Annotated in this window: 14 protein-coding genes; 8 read left to right on the top strand and 6 right to left on the bottom strand. The window is 38.7% G+C overall.

Annotated elements, in window-relative coordinates; all coding sequences use genetic code 11:
- Positions 1 to 216: 216 nt before the first annotated feature.
- Positions 217 to 2,385 carry an alpha-galactosidase gene (locus tag BUE31_RS11985; RefSeq protein ID WP_073403694.1) on the top strand — a complete coding sequence of 723 codons (2,169 nt, stop codon included), beginning with the start codon at positions 217 to 219 and terminating at the stop codon, positions 2,383 to 2,385.
- Positions 2,386 to 2,506: 121 nt separating this feature from the next.
- Positions 2,507 to 3,388 (top strand): AraC family transcriptional regulator, encoded by an 882-nt coding sequence (locus BUE31_RS11980; protein ID WP_073403692.1) that lies wholly within the window; start codon positions 2,507 to 2,509, stop codon positions 3,386 to 3,388.
- Here BUE31_RS11980 and BUE31_RS11975 read toward each other — a convergent pair.
- From BUE31_RS11975 to BUE31_RS11960, 4 genes are all read right to left on the bottom strand, one after another.
- Positions 3,385 to 4,467: an SO2930 family diheme c-type cytochrome gene (locus BUE31_RS11975; RefSeq protein WP_073403690.1), complete on the bottom strand. Its 1,083-nt coding sequence runs from the start codon at positions 4,465 to 4,467 to the stop codon at positions 3,385 to 3,387. The two genes, BUE31_RS11980 and BUE31_RS11975, sit on opposite strands and share 4 nt — an antisense overlap.
- A 44-nt stretch (positions 4,468 to 4,511) precedes the next feature.
- A complete protein-coding gene (locus BUE31_RS11970) occupies positions 4,512 to 5,798 on the bottom strand; it encodes a parallel beta-helix domain-containing protein (RefSeq protein ID WP_083619757.1) in 1,287 nt (428 codons plus the stop codon).
- Between the two features lie 27 nt (positions 5,799 to 5,825).
- Positions 5,826 to 8,579: a TonB-dependent receptor gene (locus tag BUE31_RS11965; RefSeq protein WP_073403686.1), complete on the bottom strand. Its 2,754-nt coding sequence runs from the start codon at positions 8,577 to 8,579 to the stop codon at positions 5,826 to 5,828.
- 95 nt (positions 8,580 to 8,674) lie between these two features.
- Entirely contained in the window at positions 8,675 to 9,580 is a 906-nt protein-coding gene (locus BUE31_RS11960; RefSeq protein ID WP_083619754.1) for a LytR/AlgR family response regulator transcription factor, read from the bottom strand.
- Positions 9,581 to 9,687: 107 nt separating this feature from the next.
- On the opposite strand from BUE31_RS11960, the gene BUE31_RS11955 reads away from it, so the two are divergent.
- The gene (locus BUE31_RS11955) at positions 9,688 to 11,088 is read left to right on the top strand and encodes an aldehyde dehydrogenase family protein (RefSeq protein ID WP_073403682.1); all 1,401 of its coding nucleotides are present in this window, start codon (positions 9,688 to 9,690) and stop codon (positions 11,086 to 11,088) included.
- A 376-nt stretch (positions 11,089 to 11,464) separates the two neighbouring features.
- Positions 11,465 to 11,728, top strand: coding sequence for a CBU_0592 family membrane protein (locus BUE31_RS30705; RefSeq protein ID WP_410503973.1), 264 nt, complete (start codon positions 11,465 to 11,467; stop codon positions 11,726 to 11,728).
- Here BUE31_RS30705 and BUE31_RS11945 read toward each other — a convergent pair.
- Entirely contained in the window at positions 11,696 to 12,400 is a 705-nt protein-coding gene (locus tag BUE31_RS11945; RefSeq protein WP_234997805.1) for a TetR family transcriptional regulator, read from the bottom strand. The genes BUE31_RS30705 and BUE31_RS11945 overlap by 33 nt on opposite strands.
- A gap of 310 nt (positions 12,401 to 12,710) precedes the next feature.
- On the opposite strand from BUE31_RS11945, the gene BUE31_RS11940 reads away from it, so the two are divergent.
- The 4 genes from BUE31_RS11940 to BUE31_RS11925 all read left to right on the top strand — a co-directional run bounded on the left by BUE31_RS11940 (position 12,711) and on the right by BUE31_RS11925 (position 21,282).
- Positions 12,711 to 15,917: a SusC/RagA family TonB-linked outer membrane protein gene (locus BUE31_RS11940; RefSeq protein WP_073404285.1), complete on the top strand. Its 3,207-nt coding sequence runs from the start codon at positions 12,711 to 12,713 to the stop codon at positions 15,915 to 15,917.
- 37 nt (positions 15,918 to 15,954) lie between these two features.
- On the top strand, positions 15,955 to 17,742 hold the full coding sequence (locus BUE31_RS11935; protein ID WP_073403678.1) for a RagB/SusD family nutrient uptake outer membrane protein: 1,788 nt from the start codon (positions 15,955 to 15,957) through the stop codon (positions 17,740 to 17,742).
- Between the two features lie 38 nt (positions 17,743 to 17,780).
- A complete protein-coding gene (locus BUE31_RS11930) occupies positions 17,781 to 18,704 on the top strand; it encodes a metallophosphoesterase (protein WP_234997804.1) in 924 nt (307 codons plus the stop codon).
- A gap of 145 nt (positions 18,705 to 18,849) precedes the next feature.
- Entirely contained in the window at positions 18,850 to 21,282 is a 2,433-nt protein-coding gene (locus BUE31_RS11925; protein ID WP_083619748.1) for a bifunctional YncE family protein/alkaline phosphatase family protein, read from the top strand.
- A 160-nt stretch (positions 21,283 to 21,442) separates the two neighbouring features.
- On the opposite strand, the gene BUE31_RS11920 is transcribed toward BUE31_RS11925, so the two are convergent.
- Complete coding sequence (locus BUE31_RS11920; protein WP_073403675.1) at positions 21,443 to 24,415, bottom strand: hypothetical protein; 2,973 nt, start codon at positions 24,413 to 24,415, stop codon at positions 21,443 to 21,445.
- Between the last annotated feature and the right edge of the window lie 157 nt (positions 24,416 to 24,572).

Below are 24,572 nucleotides of genomic sequence, written 5' to 3'. Positions count from 1 at the left end.
AAAACGTAAAACTTTAAGCCTTTGACATTTCTTTCATTTGTATACCAATTTTCAGTGCCAGGCCGACTTTAAAAGCCCAAATTGCAGTTTTGTTTTAAGTCACAAAATGGAGATCTTACAATAAACAATACTTTTCGCTATTGAAGGCTTTGAGGTGTAAATTAATGCGGTAAAAATTAATATTTAAAACTCAGGTTTAAAACAGATTCTAAAACAATGAACATAAAAAAATCAGTTATCTTTTTTTCTTTGATTCTTATCGCTTTGTTTGGTAAGGGGCAGACAGTCAATGAAAAGCAAAAAAATGATTGGCTTGTCAACAATAAAGCTTATGTCGCCTCTGTTAAAAAATCGGAAACCGGAAAAGACATTATTCTGTCGAATGGGTTGTTGAAAAGAATTTTTCGCATACAACCTAATATAGCGTGTATCAGCTATGAAAATTTGAGTAACGGGCAACAATTGCTACGGGATGTAAAGCCCGAAGCTGCATTAATTATTGATGAAAAAAAAATCAATGTAGGCGGTTTATATGGGCAAAAAGAACATGCTTACCTGTTGCCTGAATGGATTGACTCTTTTACTGCAAATGCAAATGATTTCCAGTTTAAGTCCTATTCTGTATCCGAAATTCAACCCTTTATTAAATGGAAGCAAGCATTTTGGGCCGGCAACGTTAAGAACTCTACAGGGAAGATGCTTACGTTGAATTTTCAGTCGAATTCATTAAAAGGTATCGATATAGCCGTTCATTATGAATTGTACGATGGTATCCCTTTAATTGTAAAGTGGTTGTCAGTAATCAATAACAGTGATCATTCAATAGTTATAAATAAGACCATTAATGAAATACTGGGTTTGGTTGAAGAGGAAAGTGCTGTAGTGGGAACCCCGGAACAAATGCAAAAACAACATGGCATTTATATAGAAACAAACTACGCGTTTAACAATGCTATGCGCTATGACCTGAGCGATCAAACCACCCATTGGAAAACGGATTCGATTTATACATCACAGGTAAATTATAATTATCAAACTCCTTGCGTATTGGAGGTATATCCTGAAAAGGTTACCGATGTTAAATTACAGCCAAACGGAGTTTTTAACTCCGTTCGCACCCATGAACTATTGCTTGACAGTTATGACAGGGAAAGACGCGGGCTTGCCATTAGAAAAATGTATACTACGGTTGCCCCCTGGACTGCTGAGAACCCCATATTTATGCACCTCGTAAGCAGGAATGATGAACAGGTGAAAAGTGCGATAGAACAATGCGCTTTAACCGGTTATGAAGCATTGATACTCAGCTTTGGCAGTCACTGTAACATGGAGGATACAACAGCTGCAAACATCAGGAAATGGAAGCAATTGGCAATTCTGGCGCATCAAAAGGGATTAAAAATTGGCAGCTATTCCTTGTTCAGCTCCCGCCAAATTAGTGATGAAGATGATGTAATCGACCCCGTAAGCGGTAAACCGGATGCTGCAGCTTTATTTGGGCATGCACCATGTATGGGAAGCAAATGGGGGCTTGCCTATATCAACAAACTGAAATATTTTTTGGAGAATACAGGTTTCGATATCTTCGAAAATGATGGCCCATATGCAGGCGATCTTTGTGCCTCAACCTCCCATCCGGGGCATTCGGGCTTGGGCGATTCGCAGTGGAAACAAATTGAATTACAAAAAGGATTATATCATTGGTGCAGCGAACATGGTATTTACGTTAATGCCCCTGATTGGTATTTACTTGACGGAACTAACAAAATTGCATTAGGATATCGTGAGGTGAATTTTTCGTTGCCACGAGAGCAGCAAAAGATACTGAACCGTCAGAATATTTTTGATGCAACCTGGGAAGAAATGCCCTCAATGGTTTGGGGGTTTGTTCCGCTTACCCGGTACCAGGGTGGTGGTGAAGAAGCCGTATTAGAGCCGCTTGGAAATCATTTGAAAGATTATGAACAATTAATGATGCAATATTATGGCGCTGGTGTACAAGCTTGTTACAGGGGGCCACGTTTGTATGATACCGATAAAACAAAACAATTAGTAATAAAAACAATAGAATGGTACAAGAAATATAGGGAGATCCTTAATTCAAACATTATCCATCTTAGGCGCGCAGATGGGAGGGATTGGGATGGTATTATTCATGTAAACCCTCAATTAAAACAAAAAGGCTTTGCAATGTTGTTCAATCCAACCAAAGAAAAAATTACCAGGAAAATAAAACTGCCATTGTATTATACCGGCCTAAGCACTACCGCTGCTGTAAAAGAAAAAGATAAGGCAGCCAGTATATATAGCCTTAGCAGGAATTATGAAATTGAAGTAACAGTAACTATTGAACCTGAAAATTATACATGGTTGACAATAGAGTAATGAAAAGAAATTTTATAACAGGTAATAATCTGAATGCCTGGCGTTAACGCAAACGTTTGCGCTGTGTTTGATTAATATAAATTAGGGAATTGTGGTAAATTACTTAACCAATTATTTAAGTATGAAACCGCAATTGCTAAAACTAAATAACAATAGTGTAAATTCATTTAGCGTACGACGTGATATCGTTCCATCAGTAAATAATCGTTGGCATTATCATTCAGAAATTGAACTCATTTATTTTAAAAATGGGAATGGAACTCAATTTGTAGGCGATAGTATAAAGCGGTTTCAGTCGGGTGATGTTGTTTTGGTTGGCCCCTTTTTACCTCATTACTGGAGGTTTGATGACGTGTATTTTAAAGATGAAACCAAGGCTGTTGCCGATGTGCGGGTTATTCACTTCAATGAAAATTTTTGGGGTAAGGATTTCATCAACTTACCTGAAAATAAATTAATTAAATCAATTATTGATTGTTCGAAAAGAGGCGTATCGGTAAAAGTAAATACGCCACAGGATTTCGGAGCCGTTTTTGATGCGCTGGTAAGTGAGGGAAGATCAAATAAAATTATTTTATTGATAGAGGCCTTAATTATTGTAGGGCAAAGTAATTATGAACAATTATCGTCTATTGTATTTAACCATAATTTTGAAGATTCTGATAAAGACCGTATAAATGCAATTTATGATTATTCACTAAAGAACTTTAAAAGTCAAATAAGGCTGGAAGAAATAGCAGAGATTGCCAATATCAGCCCAAATTCTTTTTGCCGGTATTTTAAATCTAAAACAAAAAAAACCTATACTCAGTTTATAAACGAAATAAGAATTGGCAATGCTTGTAAATTACTTATTGAAGACAATATAAATATTAAACAAATTTGCTATGAGTGTGGCTATAACAACTTTGCAAGTTTTCATAAATTTTTCAAGTCAATTACAGGTAAAAGTCCTTTAAATTATCAAAAGGAATTTTTAGCCAAAAACAAACAAGTGAATTAATGATTTTTGGCCAAGCTGTTTATCCACTCCCGAATTAATTTGACGCCTTCCTTATGGTTAACAGTGCGTGCAAGTTCCGGCATTACAGTTCCCGGCTCTACGCTGCTCATTCTGTAAGCCAAAATGGAATGGGCGGCATCACCTGGCACAATATCATAATCAAGCCCACCGGCCCCTCCGCCGGCAGAAACCGGCGACTTTTTTATCCCCACATGGTTAGGATCTGTTTGTTGATATTCTAAAAAAAGCCCTGTGTTATAAGCATCGCCTCCTTTAGTATGGCAATGTGCACAGTTCACATCCAAATAAGCCCTTGCCCGCTGTTCTAAACTAAAATGCTTACTATCTGACCAGTTAGGCAGCTGTTTTACACTGCCGATGTCCTGAAGGCCGGATAATAATCCTTTTTTTACCCACTGCTGAAGCTGGTTTGTATTTTGGCCGGCAACGGTAAGATTTAAATTTCGGATTTTGGGGCCAATCGGAGTTAGCACATCATTATTAATGTGGCACCTTTTGCAGTCGTTTGTATTAGGCACCTGGTAAATGGTAGATATTTTATTATTATCATTATCCAATAAAGTGATCGGGCTCCTTGAGCCGGTAATGTGTTTAACCGCATCGGTTTGTTCCTTATTCCAAAGATAGTCCATCACCTTCCAGGCTTTATCTTTTGGGTTTTTAACCAACAGCCTGGTTTCAATCATTATTTTTTGATGTTCAACATTTGTGTAAGCAAAGTTTTTAATCATAATGGTTGAATCAGGAAAGGCGGGGATCCCATCAGAGACGTATTTTATAACACCCCCTTTAGGTAAAACAATAAACCGGTTTTTAACGGTATAGTCTGTAAATAGGGGGGTGTTTAATTCATAACTCAAAACACCTTCTTTAGGATCGAGCGCATTCAGTTTGTTTTTAAAAAAACCATACTCGGAAAGCTTTTCTTTAAATTGAAAATCTTCTTTTTCTGTTACCTGTGAATTTTTAGCTGGTTTGTTTTTGCAGCCTTGCTCACTTACCATAAAAAGTAGGGCAGTAAAAAGGATTAAACCAGCAACAAGATAAGTCTTACGCATTTTATACGGTATAATTAGAACGATTATTCTTAATTCAATAATGATTATTTACAGGTGTAGGCTGCCATATTTGTTGTTGGATGCCAATTTTGAGGCTTGGTAATATTAAAAAAGTCAGCATTTACAAATACATTATCTCCCGCCTGTTGTATGCATATTGAATCAGGATTAGCCGTTGTTCCTTTTGTGAGCACATTGCTTGAAATACCATCATACATAATTAACGGGATGCGCTTATTTTTTCTTGAAGGATCAAGCCTGTTTAATTGCTGCTCCACGGCTACCAGCATTTTTCCTATATGATGCTCATATGCCGGCTTAGGAAAAGCAGGCCCCATTTCTATTTTATTACCATGGATTTTTATGTTTTTGGAAATAGGAAAGTAATTGGCATTTATTTTTTCTGCAGCTTTATCATCAACAGCGAAACCCGATGCCATGGTTATGGCTGAGGAATTGTTGTTAATGATCCGGTTATCATAAATCTCAATATCAGAAGCAGCCAGAATGATAACCCCAGTGCCTGGTGAAGCATTACCGACGCCCCATGAAGTGCCAAAACTTCCGGCTTTCGCAAAATTCCTGAAGTTATTATCGTGAATATTATTATTATGAGCCTTTACATGTCCGCCCCTTTTTGAAAGACCGGGCAAATCAAAAACCAGGAAGCCTGCGGTATTATTGTAAAATTCGTTGTCGTAAACCTGTGCGTTTGATGTATTTTCAATTTCGCAGCCAGCCACATTTTTGGTCGCCGTACACTTCCTCACAATCGCACTATCTGTTTGGCCAACATAAATACCTGCATCTGACGAACCCTCGGTATAGCAGTTTTCTATTAGCACATTCTTGCACATCACCGGGTAAATAGCGTATCCGCCGCTGGTAGAGTCTGCTTTACTCCATATGGCATGAAGGTTGGCAATGGTTACATCACTGCTCTTGGTAATCTTAAGCAGGTCACCTTTCGAATCGCGGATGGTCATACCATCAATTACAAAATGCTTCACATTGGTTACCCGTATCCCCTCACCGCCCTCGCTTTGCTTTTTAAAATCAAGAATGGTCTTGTCATATCCCTCACCTTGTATCAGGATGTTTTTTACCTGGGCGATGCTTAAATTGTCAAATGAATAGGTGCCGCTCTTTAATATAATACAGGTACTATCCTTTATTGATAAAAACGCGTCAATAATTTTGCTCTCATCTCCGGGTTTAAAACTTATCGTTGTTTTATATCCATTTTTATTAACAGATTGGTTTGAACAGGAAAATTGTAAAGTTGTTACAATCATTACTATAAGAAAGATAAGTGGAAATAGACGTTTCATATTATTAGATGTTTAAAGAATTAAGTTTTAAAGAATGTTATAGGCATAAGTTATGTAATACACTGCCCCGATATTTGGATTAGCTAACCCGGTTGAATAGTATTTATTGGTAATGTTAGTGCCGCCCAATCTTATCCCTGAATGGGCTTTGATCAATTTATAACTTACCTGGGCATCTATTACTGCTGAACCCGGTACATTTCCGGCAGCTAAACCACCTGATACTACATAGTAATACCCTGGCTTGTAGCGTAACGTAGTTCCAAAAGACCATACTTGTTTTTTGCCAAAACCATTATTACCAAACTCCATGTTTATATGATAATGTGGCGTATTAAAATTGTTGATCTGGCTGTTGTTTTTATTTTTTAGAAAATCAGAGAAGTAATTGATTTTGGCCAGGAAATTATGGGATAAATCAACACTTGCGCTAGCTGCGTAACCGTAAGTGTTTACTGTTTGCCCACCGTTAAACGCAATGTTGTATTGAACATAAGTACTATGGTCCTTAAATGCCGCCACGTCATTTGTCCCCGGCGTATTCGCTACGTTTGCATAGCCTATAAAATTCTTCCAGGTAGAAAAATAACCTAAAACATCAAATACGATCCTTTTTGCAATAAGGGCCGCATAACCCAGCTCGAAAGAATTTACTGATTGTGGCTTAATGTCGCTATATTCAAACTTCTTCAATACTGTTGCATCGCCTGATTGCTGATAAGCCTGCACACTTTCAAGGGTATACGGAGCATACTTATTAAAATGATAAGTATCATTAAGTAATAAGGAAGAACCGCCCGAAGAAAAACTGTTATAGCCGTTAAGCGTGTTTTGTAGTGCCTGTATATTCGAAGGAAAGCTATAAGCATTCTGGTACGAGAACCTAATAAAATTCTCTTTCATCGGTTCATAAACTATGGAAGCTCTGGAAGTAACTTCAGGAGAGGAAAACAAAGTGTTTTTATCATACCTGAATGAGGTAGCAAGGTTTAATTTGTCATCTGCCAGTTTCTTTGATAGTTGGACATAAGCACTATATTCATTTACATTAATGGGCTTATTTGTATCAGGAAAGAGGGTGTTCTTGCTGTTTAAACTGTATAGCCGCCAATTAAAACCAGCTATTACATTCATAAATTTAACAATATCTGAAAAGTTGTATTGCGTTTCGGCATTATATAATTTGCTGCGGTCCAGGAACAAGGTCCCACCTTCAGAAATGGGCTTATTGGTAATGGTGTTTTTAAGATTATTAAACTCAGGGCTTCCCAATTGTGCTCTGCCCTGATCCGCAAATGCTCTTGCTGTAAGATTGGCATCTTTAATACTGGCCCCGCCTGCCAGGGCTGTTAACAAACCAGTAGTATAATCAGGATACCATCCATTGCCGCTGTTGGGATCGTAACTTGGTTTCCAGGCTTCATTAATTAGTTGAGCTGTAGGCCCGGCAATAAGGGTTTGGCCGGAGTTTTCTTGGGTGGTATAAGCGCGTACAAACCATTTATCACCCTTTAATTCCGCCCTATATTGCCCCACTTTAAAGTCCTTTATCTGGTACCTGGTATCATTGGTGTATACTACATTACCTGTACCATAAGTGCCGGATACAATTGCCTCTAATTTGGGGTTTATCTTATACCTTAATTCGGCATTTATTTTAAATAACCTGGCTGTATTATCCAGGTAACCGTATTCCGGGTAGCCTGTTCGGGCAACATAGTTAGGTTTTGCCAGCAAAGGGTTTATTATAGGAGCAAGTGATGGATTTGCAGCCAATGCTCCTTGCAGAAAAGGATTGATATCTGTAGATGTTGCGCTGCCATAATAATTTACGCCATTATAGTTCGGATCGGTATATCTTGTGCCCAGGCCGCTTTTGTTGGTTGAATCTGTGGCTACCCAGTCTTTTGCCTGCGTATATTGTGTGTTAATTTTAAAAGCCAGCTTTTCATTTATTTTTTTTGCGTACCTGATGGTCCAGTCGTAATAAGGTGACGGCCCTACGGGGTCATTACTTGCGGAGTTCTTTACGTGGTTTATACCTTGCGTTATCAGCACGCTTAAGCCCTGGTATTTGAAGGGATCTTTTCCTGTCGCAACCATGGTGCCATTGAGCCCCCTTGAACCGTATAATGCAGATGATGCACCCGAAAGAACTTCTATATTATCTACATCCAGTTGGGTTAAACTAATGGCTGATCCAAGCGGAAAGTTGAGCCCCGGAGCCTGGTTATCCATTCCATCGGTTATTTGAGTAAAATTGGTATTTCCGCTGGTATTGAACCCCCTGGTAGTTATACTTGTAAAGCCAATACTTGATACAGTTACGTCTACTCCCTTTAACCCCTGGATCATATCCATATAATTTAACTGGGGAGAATTAGCAACCTCTTTACTGCTGATTTGCTCAATAGTAACAGGCGATGAAAGCTTATTTTGCACACTGCGGCTTGCAGATACCACTACTTCTTTGCCCAGTACAGGGGCGGGAGTAATGATGATATTAACTGACGCAGAAAAGCTTTGTACAAGTACTTCTTTGGTTTCAAAACCAATTGAAGAGACAATAAGGGTTACAGGTAGTTTCTCTTTTATGGTTAGCTGAAATCTTCCGCGGTCATCTGAATAAGTTCCTTCGGTTGAATTTTTTACATGGATGGATACCGCATAGGCTGGTTCTTGAGTTGCTTCGTTTTTAAGGGTTCCTTTTATAACTTGTGCCTGTAAATTGCCAATGATGAAAAGGGTGAAAGAAAGAAAGCACAACACGTTTTTTTTCATGCTCAAATAATTTAGAATTACGTTTGGTTAACGCAATGATAAATTATGTAAGCTTCAATACAATGTGGTCCGGCCTGGTTTGGGATGAAGTGGCGCTATAATGGGGTGAAAGGGAAATCAGTGGATATATTTACCAGGTATTGTTCAAATTGTTTTTGATGTGAGGCGGATACCGGGATCTGCAAATCTGGCAAAAGATCAAACTGAAGCATATAACCTTTAGGTGTTTTCCTGGATGAGGAAACATTTTCTATGTTTATGGCATATGAGCGATGCACCCTGATGAGGGAGGAATAATTGCATTTTGATTCAATTTTTTTTAACGTAGTCCGGATAAGCTCCTTTTTAATTTTGCCTCCCAGCAAATAATGTACATCTACATAATTATCTTCCGATTTGAAGAACAGAATGTTTTTTGGATGAAGACTTAGTATGATTTTTCCGTTTTCATCTTCAATTAGTAAATTGCCTGCAACTGATTTTGTTACATTCATTCTGGAAAGCCTTTGAGCCAGTTGAGCTTTCTGCCTGGCAAATAAAATCAGCAAAGAAATGATATAGGGAAGAATAGCGATAAGTAAAGTATATTTAAAAGTAACCAGGTAATAATCTACAGATATTGGGGGATGTTTATTCAGCAACCAATCAATCATTAACATCACCATTGATAACAGCATGATCTCGCCAATAGCCCACAAAAAATACTGTGCATTGCTAAGCTGTTTAAGACGCAGCCATTTCCGCAGTCCGAATTGGGTAAACAGCAGGGTTAAAGCTCCACAAAAGGAAAAGGCAATGATGATATCCAATAAGGAAAGCTTACTTAAATCATACCAGTTATTGATATTAAAAGGGACGAAGGTATCCATGAAAAGCAAATTGAAAACCGCGGTTATTATGATAAATATAATTTTATCATAAGTAGTATTCAGTAAAGAGAAACGATGGGTTAACAAATTTTTTAAACCGGAGCTAACCATAAAAGATCTGATCGTTGCCATAACAAACACTTAAAACATGGGCAATGAATTTATGTATTTTTTTGCATATTAAAACATACTTGTAATATTAACATTATTTTCAACGCTCAATTTAATACCTAAAGGTAATGATGCAGACAATAACACAGGTTTTTGATGCCCAGCAAAAAAACAAATACAAACTCAGGTTAAGTTCAGCAAAAGATCGGATCAAAAAGTTGAATAAGCTGAAATTTGTTATAAAAGAACATGAAGAAGAAATCTATGCCGCGCTCCATGCCGATTTAAGAAAAAGCAAGTTTGAATCAGCATTAACCGAGCTGATTTTTACTTATAGTGAAATAGATTTTGCCATAAAAAATTTGAATAGCTGGATGAACCCCAGGCATGCTGGTAAAAGCGTTGTTAATATTTTAGCCAAAAACAGAATTTATTATGAACCCAAAGGCGTTTGCCTCATCATTTCACCATGGAACTACCCTTTTCAATTAATGATGAGCCCCCTGGTCTCGGCTATTGCTGCCGGTAATTGTGCGATTTTAAAACCTTCTGAATACAGTTCTGCAACAAGCTCAATAATTGCCGTAATAGTTGAAAAAGCCTTTGATAAGAACGAGATAGCGTGTTTTGAAGGCGATGAATCGGTTTCAAAAGCTTTGCTGAAATTTCCGTTTGACCACATTTTTTTTACTGGAAGTACTACAGTAGGCAAAGTGATTATGGAAGCGGCCGCTCAGCATCTCAGTTCGGTTACGCTGGAACTGGGAGGTAAATCACCTGTAATTATTGACGAAACTGCTGTAATTAAAAATGCGGCAAAAAAAATTGCCTGGGGTAAGCTGATCAATGCAGGGCAAACCTGTATCGCCCCCGACTATGTATTAATTCATCAATCTAAACTGGAAGAATTTATAAAGTATTATAAATCCTCAGCAACTGATATGTTTCTTGATGAAGATAAAAGGCCTGATTATTCTTCTTATGCTAAGATCATCAATCTGAGGCACTATGACAGGCTTATGAGTTTAATTGCCGATGCCCTGCAAAAAGGAGCTGATATAACCTGGGGAGGTGAATCTGTTTTACCCGATCAAACAATTCACCCAACTGTATTGACTAACCTGGCAGGCGACAGTAAAATTATGCAGGAAGAGATATTTGGTCCAATATTGCCAGTTATTCCTTATACTGATCTGGAAGCCGCTATTGAGATCATCAACGGGAAAAGCAACCCGCTGGCTATGTACATCTTTAGCGAAAGCAAACCCAATATAAAGCACCTGCTGAAAAGCACCAGTTCAGGCGGTGCCTGTATAAATGATGTATTGATTCACATCTCTAATCCTAATCTGCCTTTTGGCGGGGTTAACCAAAGCGGAACAGGAAGTTGTCACGGTTTTTTCGGCTTCAAAACATTTTCTCATGAAAGGGCGGTTGTATTTCAGTCGGCCATAAACATGTCCAGCTTGGTATATCCTCCTTATGGTAACAAGGGCTGGGTCTTAAAAATGCTTAAGAAATTAATGTAAACAGATAACATGCCCGGGGAATTATTCTTTGTCAATAATGGTGTAATCAAATTTTCGGGTTCTTATCAATTATTAAAAAGGGCATTTTCTAATCGGATTCATATAATCATCAAGGCATTTACGTTACCTTCTCACGGATGAAATAACTATTGGCAAAGTCTTGGAATAGCCATTAAAAAACACAATCGCAAGCGTTTTATGACCGTGATTCTTGTCCCGGCGTGAATTACATTTTTGTTGTGATTATATCTTTTTATGGTTTAGTTATAAATTTTTTAATGTCCTCTCAATAAATCACCTTTGTTCCTGAATATATTCTACTTACATACAAAAACATTTATAGGCAGCTCAGTAAGGAGCAATATTAACGGGAATTATGAGGCAAATTATATTGACAAGTATTGGATGGCTGGGAGTGATTTTATGCACTGTAGGCTATTTGTTATTAAGTATGAAAGTGATAAAGGCGGAATCGCGCAGCTTTCAGTTATTGAATATTTTAGGTGGGCTGTGTTTGGTGACCACCGCTGTTGAAAGTAATGATATGCCAAATGCAGTAGCTAACCTGCTGTGGATGTTTATTGGAGTTTATGCTTTGGGGCGTCAGTTAAGAACTCAGGGCGCTGCCGGAACTGATTAAGTGATCCATGCCCAAAATTTCATAGGCTTTGTTTTTATAATATTCAAGCCTTTCTGCATACGCCTTTTTGTCATTTTCCAATGAAAGATAAAAATAAGCACCATCTACCAGTACAAAAATTAAATCAGCCGCAGTTTTAGGAGTTGGAACGTTTATTAATTGCTTTTCATTGCATTGCTCAATCATGGATGCAAGTGCAAGCCGAAGAGAATCAAGTATGGTTTTATATTTTGTTTTAATTTTTTTTTCTCTGAATGCTAACGCATAGAAGGTATAAAACAAGCCATCATCAAACAGCAAATTCCATTTTTTAGAAAAAAGCATTTCAATCGTTTTTTGCAAATCTGCCAGCGTAACCTCTTCCTTATTTTTAATCGTGTAGATCAGCAGATATCTTTCGAGTATATAATCTATCAGTGCATAAGTAAGATCCTCCTTTGTTTCAAAATAATGACTGACAAGGCTTGGATTAATATCCATCACTTTTGCTATTTTGGCTATAGAAGTATTCTCATAGCCTTCTTTTTTAGCAACCTTGTAAAAGGTCTTTATAATTTCTAATTGTCTTATCTCTTTAAGGCTCTTTCTACCCATGTTAATAATATCTGAAACGACTAAACTACTCAAAAGTAATCTTATTTCTGAAATTTTATAAATTGATTGATTGTTCAATTAATTTACTGATTTTAATAATGAAAATTTCATGGGACTAAGAATTGCAGAACAGGAATATTTAAAATTCAGCTTGATAGCCTATTTGTATACGTTTTTGGCTTGTAAATCCCAATATCACTTAATAATAGGGTAAAAACGTAAAACTTTAATTGTTTATAAATGCTTTATTTGTCGACTATAAATTGATTGGTTGTTCAATTAATTTATTAATTTTTTGATAACCAATTGATAACATAAGAACTTGACCTTAGCCGCGCTTTAGATAATGCGGTAAATGAAAATTAAACTGTTAAATATTAACCCAATTATGAAAAAAAAATTACTATTGATCTGCTTCATGTTCTTTGTAGCAAAGGGTTTCGCTCAAAACATCACTGTAAGCGGTGAGGTTTTGGATGCTGAAACCAAAGGACCTCTTCCTTCGGTAAATGTCAGGGTAAAGGGAACAACCCAGGGAGGGCCAACAAACCTACAGGGTATTTACTCTCTTGCCAATGTAAACCCCAGGGCTGTTCTGGTTTTTTCCTTTATGGGGTATAAACCCCAGGAGATCAGCCTGAACGGGCGAACACAATTAAATGTGACCCTAACTCCCGATTACGGTAACCTCAACGAGGTTATAGTTGTTGGCTTTGGGGCCAAAAAGAAAATAAATATTGCGGGCGCTATTGATCAAATTTCGGGTAAACAGCTGGAATCACGTCCTATCGCGAATGTAATGCAAGGCTTGCAGGGCCTTAGCCCCGGTCTGAATATTACATACCCTGGTGGCGCGCCTGGTACTGTTCCAACAATCAATATCAGGGGGTTTACTTCCATTAATGGTGGCTCGCCATTAATTGTAATTGATGGTATCCCGGCATCAAGTAATGATGATATGTTGCGGTTAACCCCTTCAGATATTTCATCTATTTCCATATTACGCGATGCCGCATCAGCGGCTATTTACGGGGCAAGGGCCGCCTTTGGCGTAATATTAATTACAACCAAACAAGGTTCTGTAGGTCATCAGCTCATTAGTTACAATGCGTTGTCTTCATGGGGTAAACCTACCATTTTGCCGCAACCTGTAACTGACCCTTTTATCTACTCAAAGGTGCTCGAAACTTCTACAAATAATACGCCGTGGGACTACGTGAATTATAGTGATGAACATTACAAGTGGGCCAAAGAAAGATCTGATAATCCATCTATTGCTGATACAAGGCTAAATCCATCTGATCCAACCAAATGGGATTACATGGGAAGCAACAATTGGTATAAATATTTTTTTAATGATGCCAGTTTATCACAAAATCATACACTAACGCTTTCGGGAGGCGCCAATGTAAATAGCACGCCCTTAACTTATTATCTATCTGCAGATTATACCAAAGAAAATGGCCTGAATAAACTTTCAGATGATTTCTGGAACCGGTATGGTTTGAGATCAAGGCTTGGGTTTTCGCCTTTAAAGTGGCTAAAAATAGATAATAACCTCAATGTTTATCAAACTAAACGTGCCCAGCCGCTTAATAGCATTACAGATATTTATTACCTGCAACCAACCGATGTAGCCAAAAATCCGGATGGTACCTGGGCCAATACAGGCGCCGGCAGGCTTGCAGCCAGGTTGGTTGATGGCGGAAATAACCTTCAAACTATGTTTGGTTTTCAAAATATTACCAGTGCAACAGCTACATTCTTAAACGGAGATTTGCAGGTAAATGGCGATGCTTCGTTTAAAAGAGAATTGTGGAAATACCACTCTGATGCAAATACGTATAATATTGGATATGGGCCAAATGATGTGAGGCAAGAAGGTGGTACGGGTGGCGTAACCGAAAATAACGGCTATCTGTATAATAATGCTTTCAATTTATATACTACGTATAAAAAAACCATCGGCGACCATTTTTTTAGCGCTATGGTTGGGTATAACTCTGAAGATTACAATTATTCAACTATAGGTGCCTCAAAGGATGGGCTTATATCATCTTCATTACCTTATCTTACACTTACAAATGGTACCCCATCAGTAAATGCAAACTATTCAGCCTATGCCACCGCTAGCACGTTTAGCCGGGTAAATTATACTTATAAAGGGCGCTATATTTTAGAGGGTACCGGCAGGTACGATGGTTCATCGCGTTTCCCTACAAAAAGTCGTTATGGCTTTTTCCCATCGGCATCCGCAGCATGGATAGCAAGTGCTGAAGATTTTTTTAAGCCTTTGGCTCCTGTGGTATCTACATTTAAATTGCGCACATCATACGGCAACCTTGGCAATCAAAATGTTAGCGATTTCGGTTATATACAATCATTGCAAACAGGTGTTTCTGGTTATTTAATAGGTGGCAATAATCAAAGCCCGATTATTAATGGCGCCCCCGGATTATCCGTTGACCCTAATACATATACCTGGGAAAGGGTATCTACATTTAATATAGGTACTGATATTGGCCTTCTTAATGATAAATTTCTGGTTGGATTTGATTATTATATCCGCAATACAAGGGGGATGCTTACTGGAGGGCAGGAATTGCCGGGCGTGCTTGGAACCGCTGTGCCACAACAAAATGCAGCTGATTTAAGAACAAAAGGCTGGGAACTATCAGTAACCTATCAGGACAGGTTTACGCTGGCTTCTAAACCTTTTACTTTTTCAACCAAAATATTCCTTTCCAATTCTGATTCTGAAATCACGAAATTCAAGAACGATCAGAATCTTTTTTCCAGCTACCGCGTAGGTCAGAAAATTGGAGAGATATGGGGACTGCAAAATAATGGCTTATTCCAGAATCAGGCCCAAATAAATGCGCTTGATGAATCGAGTATTATACCCTGGGGTGCTTTAAGTATTGTTCCGGGATGGCCCCAGTATAAAGACCTGGATGGGAATCATAAAATTGAAAGAGGTTTAAGTTCAAATGATTCCAAAGACTTAAAAATTATTGGTAACAGCGCCGATCATTATAGCGTTGGCGCCAATTTAAATATGAATTGGAATGGCATTGATCTTTCCGTATTCCTGCAAGGCGTATTAAAAAGAGATTTTTACCCACACCATTATTTGTTTTGGGGGCCCTACCAGCAGCCTTATGCCAATATATACCCGTGGAATCTTAATTTCTACCGTGCCACACCTGAGACGCCTGCGCAAAGAGCTCAGGATTCGAAATCTTATATCGCAGCAGGCCTTGCCGATGCAAATACAAATTCTTACTATCCTGTACTGCAATCATGGCTAGCCGATGCTAATTATGGGGCCGGATTGGATATCCCACAAACAAAGTACCTTTTAAACGGCGCTTATTTAAGGATAAAAAATGTTTCATTGGGTTATACCTTACCTGCCAATTTAACAAAGAGAGCAGGTATTAGCCGCCTTCGCATTTTTGTGACCGGCGATAACCTTTACGAGTTCTCGGCTATAAAGAAATATATAGATCCTGAGGCGGTAAATCAAGGCTCAAGTGCATGGGCCTATCCATTCCAGCGAAAATATGCAATCGGCTTAAACTTAGATCTTTAATTTTTAAATGATTTAATAATTATTAAAAAAATCAGTCATGAAGAAATATACTATATATATCCTGTTTATTGCAATCGCATTTACTGCCTGCAAAAAAAGTGGACTCGACCGTTTTCCGCAAACGGCTATCTCACCAAATCTTTTCTTTAATACAGAAAATGACCTCGCGTTATACGTTAATGGCCTGCTTTCAATGCCAGACAGGAATAGCTACCTGAATGATCAAAGCAGCGATAACGTTGCAACTACCGCTAATGTAGAAGTGAAAAATGTGATGGCAGGGAGTGCCAATTCACAAAATATTACAACGGGGTGGGATTGGAGCAGGTTACGTGATATTAACTACTTTTTAGAAAACTATAATAAAGCAAAAGTTAGCGCGGACATAAAAAATCATTATGTAGGATTGGCTAAATATTACCGTGCATTATTTTACATGGATAAAATTAAACGCTTTTCGGATGTGCCATGGTACTCAGGTACTTTGAGCCCGGGTGATAAGGCTTTATACAAGGCACGTGACCCAAGGGCGCTGGTTATGGATAGTGTTATGGCTGATCTGGATTTTGCCTATCAGCATGTCAGGGAAAGCGTTGCGCCAGGTACACCCGGGAAATGGGCAGTAGCTGCGTTTTATACCCGTACGGCGCTTTATGAAGGCACTTACCGTAAATATCACTCAGAACTAAATTTAACAGGCTCTGCAAATACTTTTCTTGCAACCGCTGTTAAAATAGCTGGTGATATTATGGCCTCAGGAAATTTCGCTATTTATAATACAGGAAAACCTGATCAGGATTATGCTGCATTGTTCAACAGCCAGGATCTGACCGCAAATAAGGAAGTTATTTTGGCCAATATTTTTGACTTTAGTAAAAGCCGGAGCCAAAATGTAAATGGGGTGGTTTTTGGCGATTATGAGCAAGCCCCCGCTAAAGACCTGATCCAAACTTACCTGATGAAAGATGGCAGCCGTTTTACAGATCAGCCAAATTATGATAAAATGAATTTTGTAAATGAGTTTCAGAACCGTGATTCCAGGCTTGCCCAAACGATGGCTTATCCGGGATGGATCAGGGTTCCGAATACACAGCCGTACATCCAGAGTTTAAATAAAAATTTTACAGGTTATCACCAATTAAAGGGATACGTGAACAGCACCGATGCCAGTACTGTAAATGGGGTGGATTTCCCTGTATACCGATATGGAGAAGTGTTGCTAAGCTACGCTGAAGCGCTTGCCGAACTGGGTACCTTAACGCAACAACAACTTGATGCATCGGTGAACCTTATCAGAAGAAGAGCTGGATTACCCGATCTTAATATGGCACAGGCAAATTCGTCTCCCGATGTATTATTACAACAACAATTTGGTAATATAGGATCAAACATTGGAGTGATAGTAGAGATAAGAAGAGAGCGGAGAGTGGAATTTGCATTTGAAAATACAAGGTATGATGACCTGATGAGGTGGAAGGCCGGAAAATTATTAGCCAAAAGCCCAGAAGGAATGTATTTCGCAGGCTTGGGAAAATACGATTTAACCGGTGATGGCATTGAAGATATTATTTTGATAGACGCATCTTCAACCATCCCGGCGGAAGACAAAAAGGAAAAGAACTCACTGGGGGTGCCGCTAATTTATTACCGCACAGGTACAATTGGTTCTGACGCTACCGTGTATTTAAAAAATGTTAATACCGGGAGTTTCATTGTAACCGAATCGGTAACCCGCGATTTTCAGGAACCTAAATACTATTATCGCCCCATACCACAACAGCAGGTAATACTGAATCCAAATCTTAAACAAATATTCGGCTGGTAACAGGCCGTAAGTAGTTCTGTTTTATGATACAAAATGAAATGATGAAACTAAACAGGAGATCTTTATTAAAGGCAGCGGGACTGGCCACCGGCATGGTGGTAACCGGCGGGCTGCCTGCCCTGGCTTCCATAAATAACGGCGAAGGAAAAAAAGGTAAAAAGGTAGTGCTCACCGTGGCGCATATTACTGATGTACACATTAGGGAGGGGGATAATGCACCGGAGAGGTTTAAAAGCTGCTTAAAGCACATCATAACAAAGCACAAGCCCGATTTTTTCTTAAATGGAGGGGATTCTATTAATGATGCATCTTATGATGACGTAAAGCACGACCAGGTGATCCGGCAATGGAGCATTTGGGATGAATGCACAGCATTACTTGATAAATATGAGGTGCATAGCTGTATCGGCAATCATGACCCATGGTGGAAGGCTCCTTCTAAAGAGGATGAAATGTACGGGAAAGAATATGTGGTTAAACGATTGAAAATTCCACACCGGTATTATAGCTTCACCAAAAAGAACTGGCATTTTATTGTGCTTGATGGTAACAACAGCAATATTTCGCTGGATCAGGAACAGTATAGCTGGTTACAGGGTGAACTGGAAAAAATACCTTCGTCTGCTCCTGTATTGCTCATGTCACATTATCCAATTTTAGGTACTACGCAGGTGCTGGTTGGTGGGGGCCATTCAGATTGCAAAAAGTTAAAAGATTTGTTTTACAAACACCGCGACAAAGTGAAAATTTGCTTAAGCGGGCACAACCATTTATCCGATCAAACCCGTTATAACGATGTTTTATATTGCTGTAATGGCGCAATGAGCGGGTTCTGGTGGGGCAAAGGCGATGCTGAATCAGCCGGACCCGGCTATTACCTGGAAACCCCGCCGGGTTATGCGATATTGAATTTTTATGATGATGGAACCGTTGAAAATGAATACTTCCCGCATTCTTATTAACAAGCAGGGAATATCCTGTTTACTTTTACAAAGTATCTTTGTCTTTTAACGTAGGCAATACTCATTTATAAGGTATAATACTCAAGGCAAATTAAATTTGTCTTGAGTAAAGTACTGAAATAAAAAGCCACTTAATATTATAGTTATGAGAAATTGTTTTTTTTGGTTTATCTGTGGTGGCTTCTTGCTGCTAAGCAATCAGCTTGTTGCGCAAAGGGTTCAGCTTCCAAATGGCTGGTTCCTTTCACCTGCCGGAAATTCAATCCCGTTAAGCAGCGATCTGCCGCTCAATATGGTCATTGCGCCGGATGGCATCCATGTAGCGGTAACAAACAATGGTAACGGACACCCAACAATTGATCTGATCAATTTGCAGGAACAAAGGTTAGTGGCTACTATGAATGTAAATGATGCCTGGTTGGGGCTTGCCTTCAGTAAACATTATTTATACGCCTCTGGTGGTAATGATGATATTATTATCAGGTATCAATATACCGGAAAAAGCCTCATTAATAAAGATACGCTTGTACTGGGCCGCCCCTGGCCTAATGATAAGATAAGCCCTACAGGGCTTACCCTTGACGAAAAACACGAAAGGATGTACGTAGTGACTAAAGAAAACAACTCCTTGTATGTATGCGATACTAAAACGATGAAGGTATTGAATAAGGTTGCACTATCTGCTGAGGCCTATACATGCATCCTGAACCCGGTAAAAAAGGAGCTGTATATTTCCGCATGGGGCGGTCAGAAAGTATGGATATATGATACCCAAAAAAACATATTAAAAGATTCTGTAAATACCGGAGAACATCCCACAGATCTGGCAGTTGATGCAAAAGGTAAATGGCTATATGTTGCTAATGCCAGCTCTAATTCCGTATCGGTTATTAACCTGAACTCCCGTGAAGTAGTTGAAACACTTCATACGGCATTATCACCTGATGCGCCAATAGGCTCTGCTACTAACAGTGTTGCTTTGTCTGCCGATGGGAAAATCCTTTATATTGCCAATGCAGATAATAACTATCTTGCCGAATTTGACGTATCTGATCCTGGCAATAGTCGTTCCCTGGGATTTATTCCTGTGGGATGGTATCCTACTTGTGTGCGTGTGTGGGGCAAACAAATCCTGGTTACCAACGGAAAAGGCATGTCCTCTATGTCTAATCCGTACAAGCCTGGCGCAAAGCCATCTTTTGATGATGCAAAATATAAAAAGAGCAATAACAGTGTTCAATCACCAGTCAGCCCGATAAAATATATTGGGAGTATGTTTAAAGGCACCTTATCGGTAATCCCTGTCCCAACCCCGGCTATCCAAAGCAACTATAGCCAACAGGTTTACGATAATACGCCCTATTCTAAAGAACGGGAACTCGCTCCTTCAGGCGAAACAGGGAATCCGGTTCCTGTTAAAGTCGGTGGCACTTCTCCAATTAAATATGTATTCTATGTATTGAAGGAGAACCGTACATACGACCAGGTTTTGGGTGATATGCCGGAGGGTAATGGAGACAGCAGCCTTTGTCTTTTTGGAAAGAAAATAACGCCTAATGGCCATAAATTAGCGCAGGACTACGTATTGTTTGATAATTTTTATGTAGACGCTGAGGTAAGTGCCGATGGCCACAACTGGTCGATGGCTGCCTATGCTACTGATTTTGTGGAGAAGAACTGGCCTTCCAATTATGCAGGCAGGGGAGGTAATTATGACTTTGACGGCAGTCGCCCGATTGCAAACCCACCTTTGGGGTTTATATGGAATTACTGCCAGCGTGCCGGCGTTTCTTTTCGAAACTACGGGGAGTTTATGGACACTGGTAAACCTACCCTTGGCCTGCTTAGGGAGGACGAACATTATTGCAAGGCATATCCCGGCTGGAACCTGGCTATACAGGATATATACAGAGAAAAAATTTTTGAACATGACTTTGATTCTCTGCTGGTAAAGCAAAATGTTCCGCATTTTAACACGATCTATTTGCCTAATGATCATACCAGTGGCTTATCGAAGGGGGCTTATAGCCCAATAGCGCAGGTAGCAGATAACGACCTGGCACTCGGAAGGCTGGTGGAGCATATATCACATAGTTCTATCTGGAAAGAATCGGCCATTTTTGTCCTGGAAGATGACGCCCAGGACGGTCCGGATCATGTAGATGCGCATCGTTCCGTTGCCTGGGTAATCAGCCCTTTTGTTAAACGCCATAGCGTTAACCACACGATGTACTCCACTTCGGGGCTGCTCCGTACCATTGAATTGATCCTTGGGCTGCCCCCTATGAGCCAGTACGATGCCGCTGCCACCCCCATGTGGAATTGTTTTCAAGCTATCCCCGATAGCACTGCCTACACAGCCCATGATGCTACTGTTGACATCAGTCAACGGAATACCGCCTGGAATAAGGAGGCCAAACAATCGGCATCATTTAACTTTGCCAAAGCAGATGCCGCTCCCGACCGGTTGTTAAACGAAATTATCTGGAAAGCGGTGAAAGGATCACAGCAGCGGATGCCGGAACCGCGGAGGAGCGCCTTTGTGAAATTATCCCCGGTTAAAGATGGCGATGACTGAGATACTAAAAGCAGGATTTGATTTTACCTGCTTTTATATAATTCTGCTTTATGGTACAATAGGCCTTTCCTGTAATTTGACGCTAAATCAATGATTGTAAATCAAGAAGTAATCAACGGAAGCTATGCCTTTATTTTTAAATACTAGTGCGTGCCTGAGGTTATCTGATATTATTGGTTGTCTGCAACGGAAAAAGTTGTGATAACTCCATTGAGGAAAGCTTCTTGAATATGCATCTAAATTTCCCTCTTCTGAAATTGTCGACGCTCGTCTTAAATTTTCTACCTGTAGGCAAATGAGAAACTTCAATAGGTTCTCTTATTTTAATTATCTGGTCTGGATAAACTGGATAATATTGCGCGTTAAATAAATTCCTAAAATACTCCAGTATTTTTTTGTCAGCCATTTTATTGCCGGGTCTATAAGCTTGCTTATAGTAAACATCAAAACAATCTTTGTGCTGGCATTGGATACCCTTATTCATCTTTTTTCTGACTGTTATCCAGTTCCAGCTGCAATAAAAGCGATGGCCACATCTTAAATCTCTTAAAAGTAAATATTGCTTATTATATGCATAATTCTTTCTGGGGGTTAACAGTTCAATATCAGACAAATCGGCAAAAAAGGGGATTATTTTTCTGTCAAACGTAGCCAAACAAAGCTTAGCGTTATCAGCGGTTTTATGAGTGTATGGCAGGGCTTTTTTTTCATTATTATCAATCAACTGCTCAATATAACCTCCTTTATTTGATTTTTTCATTAACCTGTTAATTAATTTGGCCTCATGCTGATAGCTACTCAACATAATCTCACTGTTCTTGTTAGCGTTTAGCCGCTCTGTAAATTCTATACTGTTAATTTCTACAGGACAATAGCTATTAAAATAGCGTTTATGTTTTATGTAAGGAGATATGTATTTAGTTTTCTTTAATCTTTTATACACATCTTCAACAGGTAAACTAATTAATTCCCTGATAGATATAAAAACCGTTCTTTTTTCGGAATGCCACTGGGCAGGAAAAACAATGGTTTGGAAAAAATGCACATCCTGTGCCCATCTATCCGTATCAATAGCAAAGTCTCCGTCAAACCGAACATCAACAAATTCAGATATCTGTTGAATTTTATCCTGACTTAAATAATAGTCTTTTTGCTGCCCAAGTATTATTTTGTTCCTGCATATTGGGCATAAAAAATCCAATTTTGCCACAGAATAAAGGTTCCTGACAAAAGCTTGCTGATGAATTTTACAGAAGAACTCAGATTCATTGGTTTCCAATGCATTCAAAACAGAGAGATGGGTCTTATTTTTAAATTCAATGTGTCCCTGATGGTAATATTCAAGCTTTCTGATGTAATTAACAATACGTGCATTTCGAAAAAAAACAGGATCCCGCTTTGCAGTTTGAATATCAGTTGCCATTATTGGAATATTATTTTGCAAAGCCCTATTTAAGAAAGCCGTTTCAATTATTTGTATTTGAGTTTTTAGAGGCAGGTGTTGATTTTTGTTATTGTACAACTTAATGCGCTCGATATTGCCACCTAATTTGCTATCCTTTATCCTGTCTCTTTCTGTATAAGCCCTGATCATTTTTTGATCTCTATCCCATCCTTTATTTACATGAAGGCTACTATCTATTTCCAGGTAATTAGGTTGCGTTGATAATTTGAAATCTATTCTGTAAGTCGTTTTTGAATTGATCTTTATAGGGAATTCCGGAATGTAATTAAAATTAAAATAGGCAAGTAATGCCTGGTAATAGCTGTGTGCATATGAAACATTGTTCTCTCGTGTGCATTTGGCACAGGCTGCATTATTATAGTAAAAGTTGCCCCAGGTAACATTATATTCGTTGTGTAAGTGACATGTTAATTCGTTAAGTCTTATAGATACTTGGCCAATGTGTTGAAAAGGCTTTATCTGGCTTTCAATTTCTGCTTTTGAAGATAAAAGCCTGAACTTTTTTCCAGCGTGTGTAAAAAATCGATCGTCATCCATTTCCGTATAGATCTTAATAAAATCATAGTTCTTATGAAAGGAAACTTTGTCATAGCAGAACAAACACCTTTTATTTTTAGACAATACCTGGTAAGGACTTGCATAAAAGGCAGGATGACCTTGCCTGGCAGTGCACCAATGCAGAACTTTCTCTTTCGTATCAATCTTTTCCTTTTCTGCAGGCATTTCAATCCTTAACTGAATCTTTTCAAGCTGCCGATTATATTGCTCATAAGTTGTTCTTCTGAGCCTTTGTTTGTTACATAATGGGCAGAGCATCGGCCCTTTTTTTCTATGAGAAATTACAAAAGAACTCCAGGGCAGCGGGTAAGTGCCCTGCTTGGGGTGTAAATTACATGAAACTACTAAAATCTTATCGGCCTTGTTTACCTGGTGAAGTTTTAATTGATCAGCTGTTTTTTGAGCGATGTATGTAATAAGTTGATTTTCATCTTTAAGTCTTTGAAATATGGATGTGTTAGTTTGTTTGCAAAATGGACATAATCCTTTTTTTAAAGAATTAGGCACCCTTATATAATAAAATTTCCCGCATAGCAGATGGATTACTTTATACCCACTGGCTGTTATTGAGGTGTCAAGATCATATTCATTACAGGTAATCAAGTTAACTTTTTGCCTCCATTTCTCAAGCTTAAGTTTTAATCTTTGATTTTCCGAGCAAGGTTGACAAATAATATGGCCAGGCTTTTTGATGGCTGTGAGCACATTGCTAAAGCTATGCATTTTTAAATTATTACATGTTTTACAAAGCAATGGCAAGGGTGTTTTAACATTATAGAACACATCATGGTTTATTTTAGATCCATCTAAGTACCATGGAAAACCGGCAGATTCAGCCATAGCTGCCTCAGCTTTTTTCAATAATCTTAAACTAGTTAGTTCTTGGTTTATTTTTAACCTACAAATCTGGCAGCGGCAATGATATGGATCATTAAGTAATGAATATTTAACGTTACCTACTGAATGTCTTTTTATCGAACCGCACGTTTTGCACTTGAAAACGATGTAATCTTTATTATTTAAACTTTCGGGGACGTAAAGCCCTGGGGCTATCATCCAATCTGTTGCTTTGTTGTGATCTAGTAATTGCTCAAATTCGTTCAATAACATAAAATGATAATGTAAAAGTTATAAAGTTACTTTACCAATCTTACAGAAACTAACGCCTCCAACTTGCGCTCGTTTATAGCGATTGCTTTATGCTGAAGCTTTAGAATGTATATGCCAATCACGAGTGTTGAATCAATCCAATTGTTTTCTTTAGATT

This window comes from Mucilaginibacter sp. OK098 (assembly GCF_900142915.1).
GTDB lineage: Bacteria > Bacteroidota > Bacteroidia > Sphingobacteriales > Sphingobacteriaceae > Mucilaginibacter.
This window is presented reverse-complemented; position numbering and strand designations above follow the sequence as displayed.

Bases quoted from the DNA above. Each gene is read 5' to 3' on its own strand.
- BUE31_RS11955 (WP_073403682.1), top strand. From the start codon at position 9,688: ATGATGCAGACAATAACACAGGTTTTTGATGCCCAGCAAAAAAACAAA.
- BUE31_RS11920 (WP_073403675.1), bottom strand. From the start codon at position 24,415: ATGTTATTGAACGAATTTGAGCAATTACTAGATCACAACAAAGCAACA.
- BUE31_RS11980 (WP_073403692.1), top strand. From the start codon at position 2,507: ATGAAACCGCAATTGCTAAAACTAAATAACAATAGTGTAAATTCATTT.
- BUE31_RS11960 (WP_083619754.1), bottom strand. From the start codon at position 9,580: ATGGCAACGATCAGATCTTTTATGGTTAGCTCCGGTTTAAAAAATTTG.
- BUE31_RS30705 (WP_410503973.1), top strand. From the start codon at position 11,465: ATGAGGCAAATTATATTGACAAGTATTGGATGGCTGGGAGTGATTTTA.
- BUE31_RS11975 (WP_073403690.1), bottom strand. From the start codon at position 4,467: ATGCGTAAGACTTATCTTGTTGCTGGTTTAATCCTTTTTACTGCCCTA.
- BUE31_RS11985 (WP_073403694.1), top strand. From the start codon at position 217: ATGAACATAAAAAAATCAGTTATCTTTTTTTCTTTGATTCTTATCGCT.
- BUE31_RS11940 (WP_073404285.1), top strand. From the start codon at position 12,711: ATGAAAAAAAAATTACTATTGATCTGCTTCATGTTCTTTGTAGCAAAG.
- BUE31_RS11965 (WP_073403686.1), bottom strand. From the start codon at position 8,579: ATGAAAAAAAACGTGTTGTGCTTTCTTTCTTTCACCCTTTTCATCATT.
- BUE31_RS11970 (WP_083619757.1), bottom strand. From the start codon at position 5,798: ATGAAACGTCTATTTCCACTTATCTTTCTTATAGTAATGATTGTAACA.
- BUE31_RS11935 (WP_073403678.1), top strand. From the start codon at position 15,955: ATGAAGAAATATACTATATATATCCTGTTTATTGCAATCGCATTTACT.
- BUE31_RS11925 (WP_083619748.1), top strand. From the start codon at position 18,850: ATGAGAAATTGTTTTTTTTGGTTTATCTGTGGTGGCTTCTTGCTGCTA.
- BUE31_RS11930 (WP_234997804.1), top strand. From the start codon at position 17,781: ATGATGAAACTAAACAGGAGATCTTTATTAAAGGCAGCGGGACTGGCC.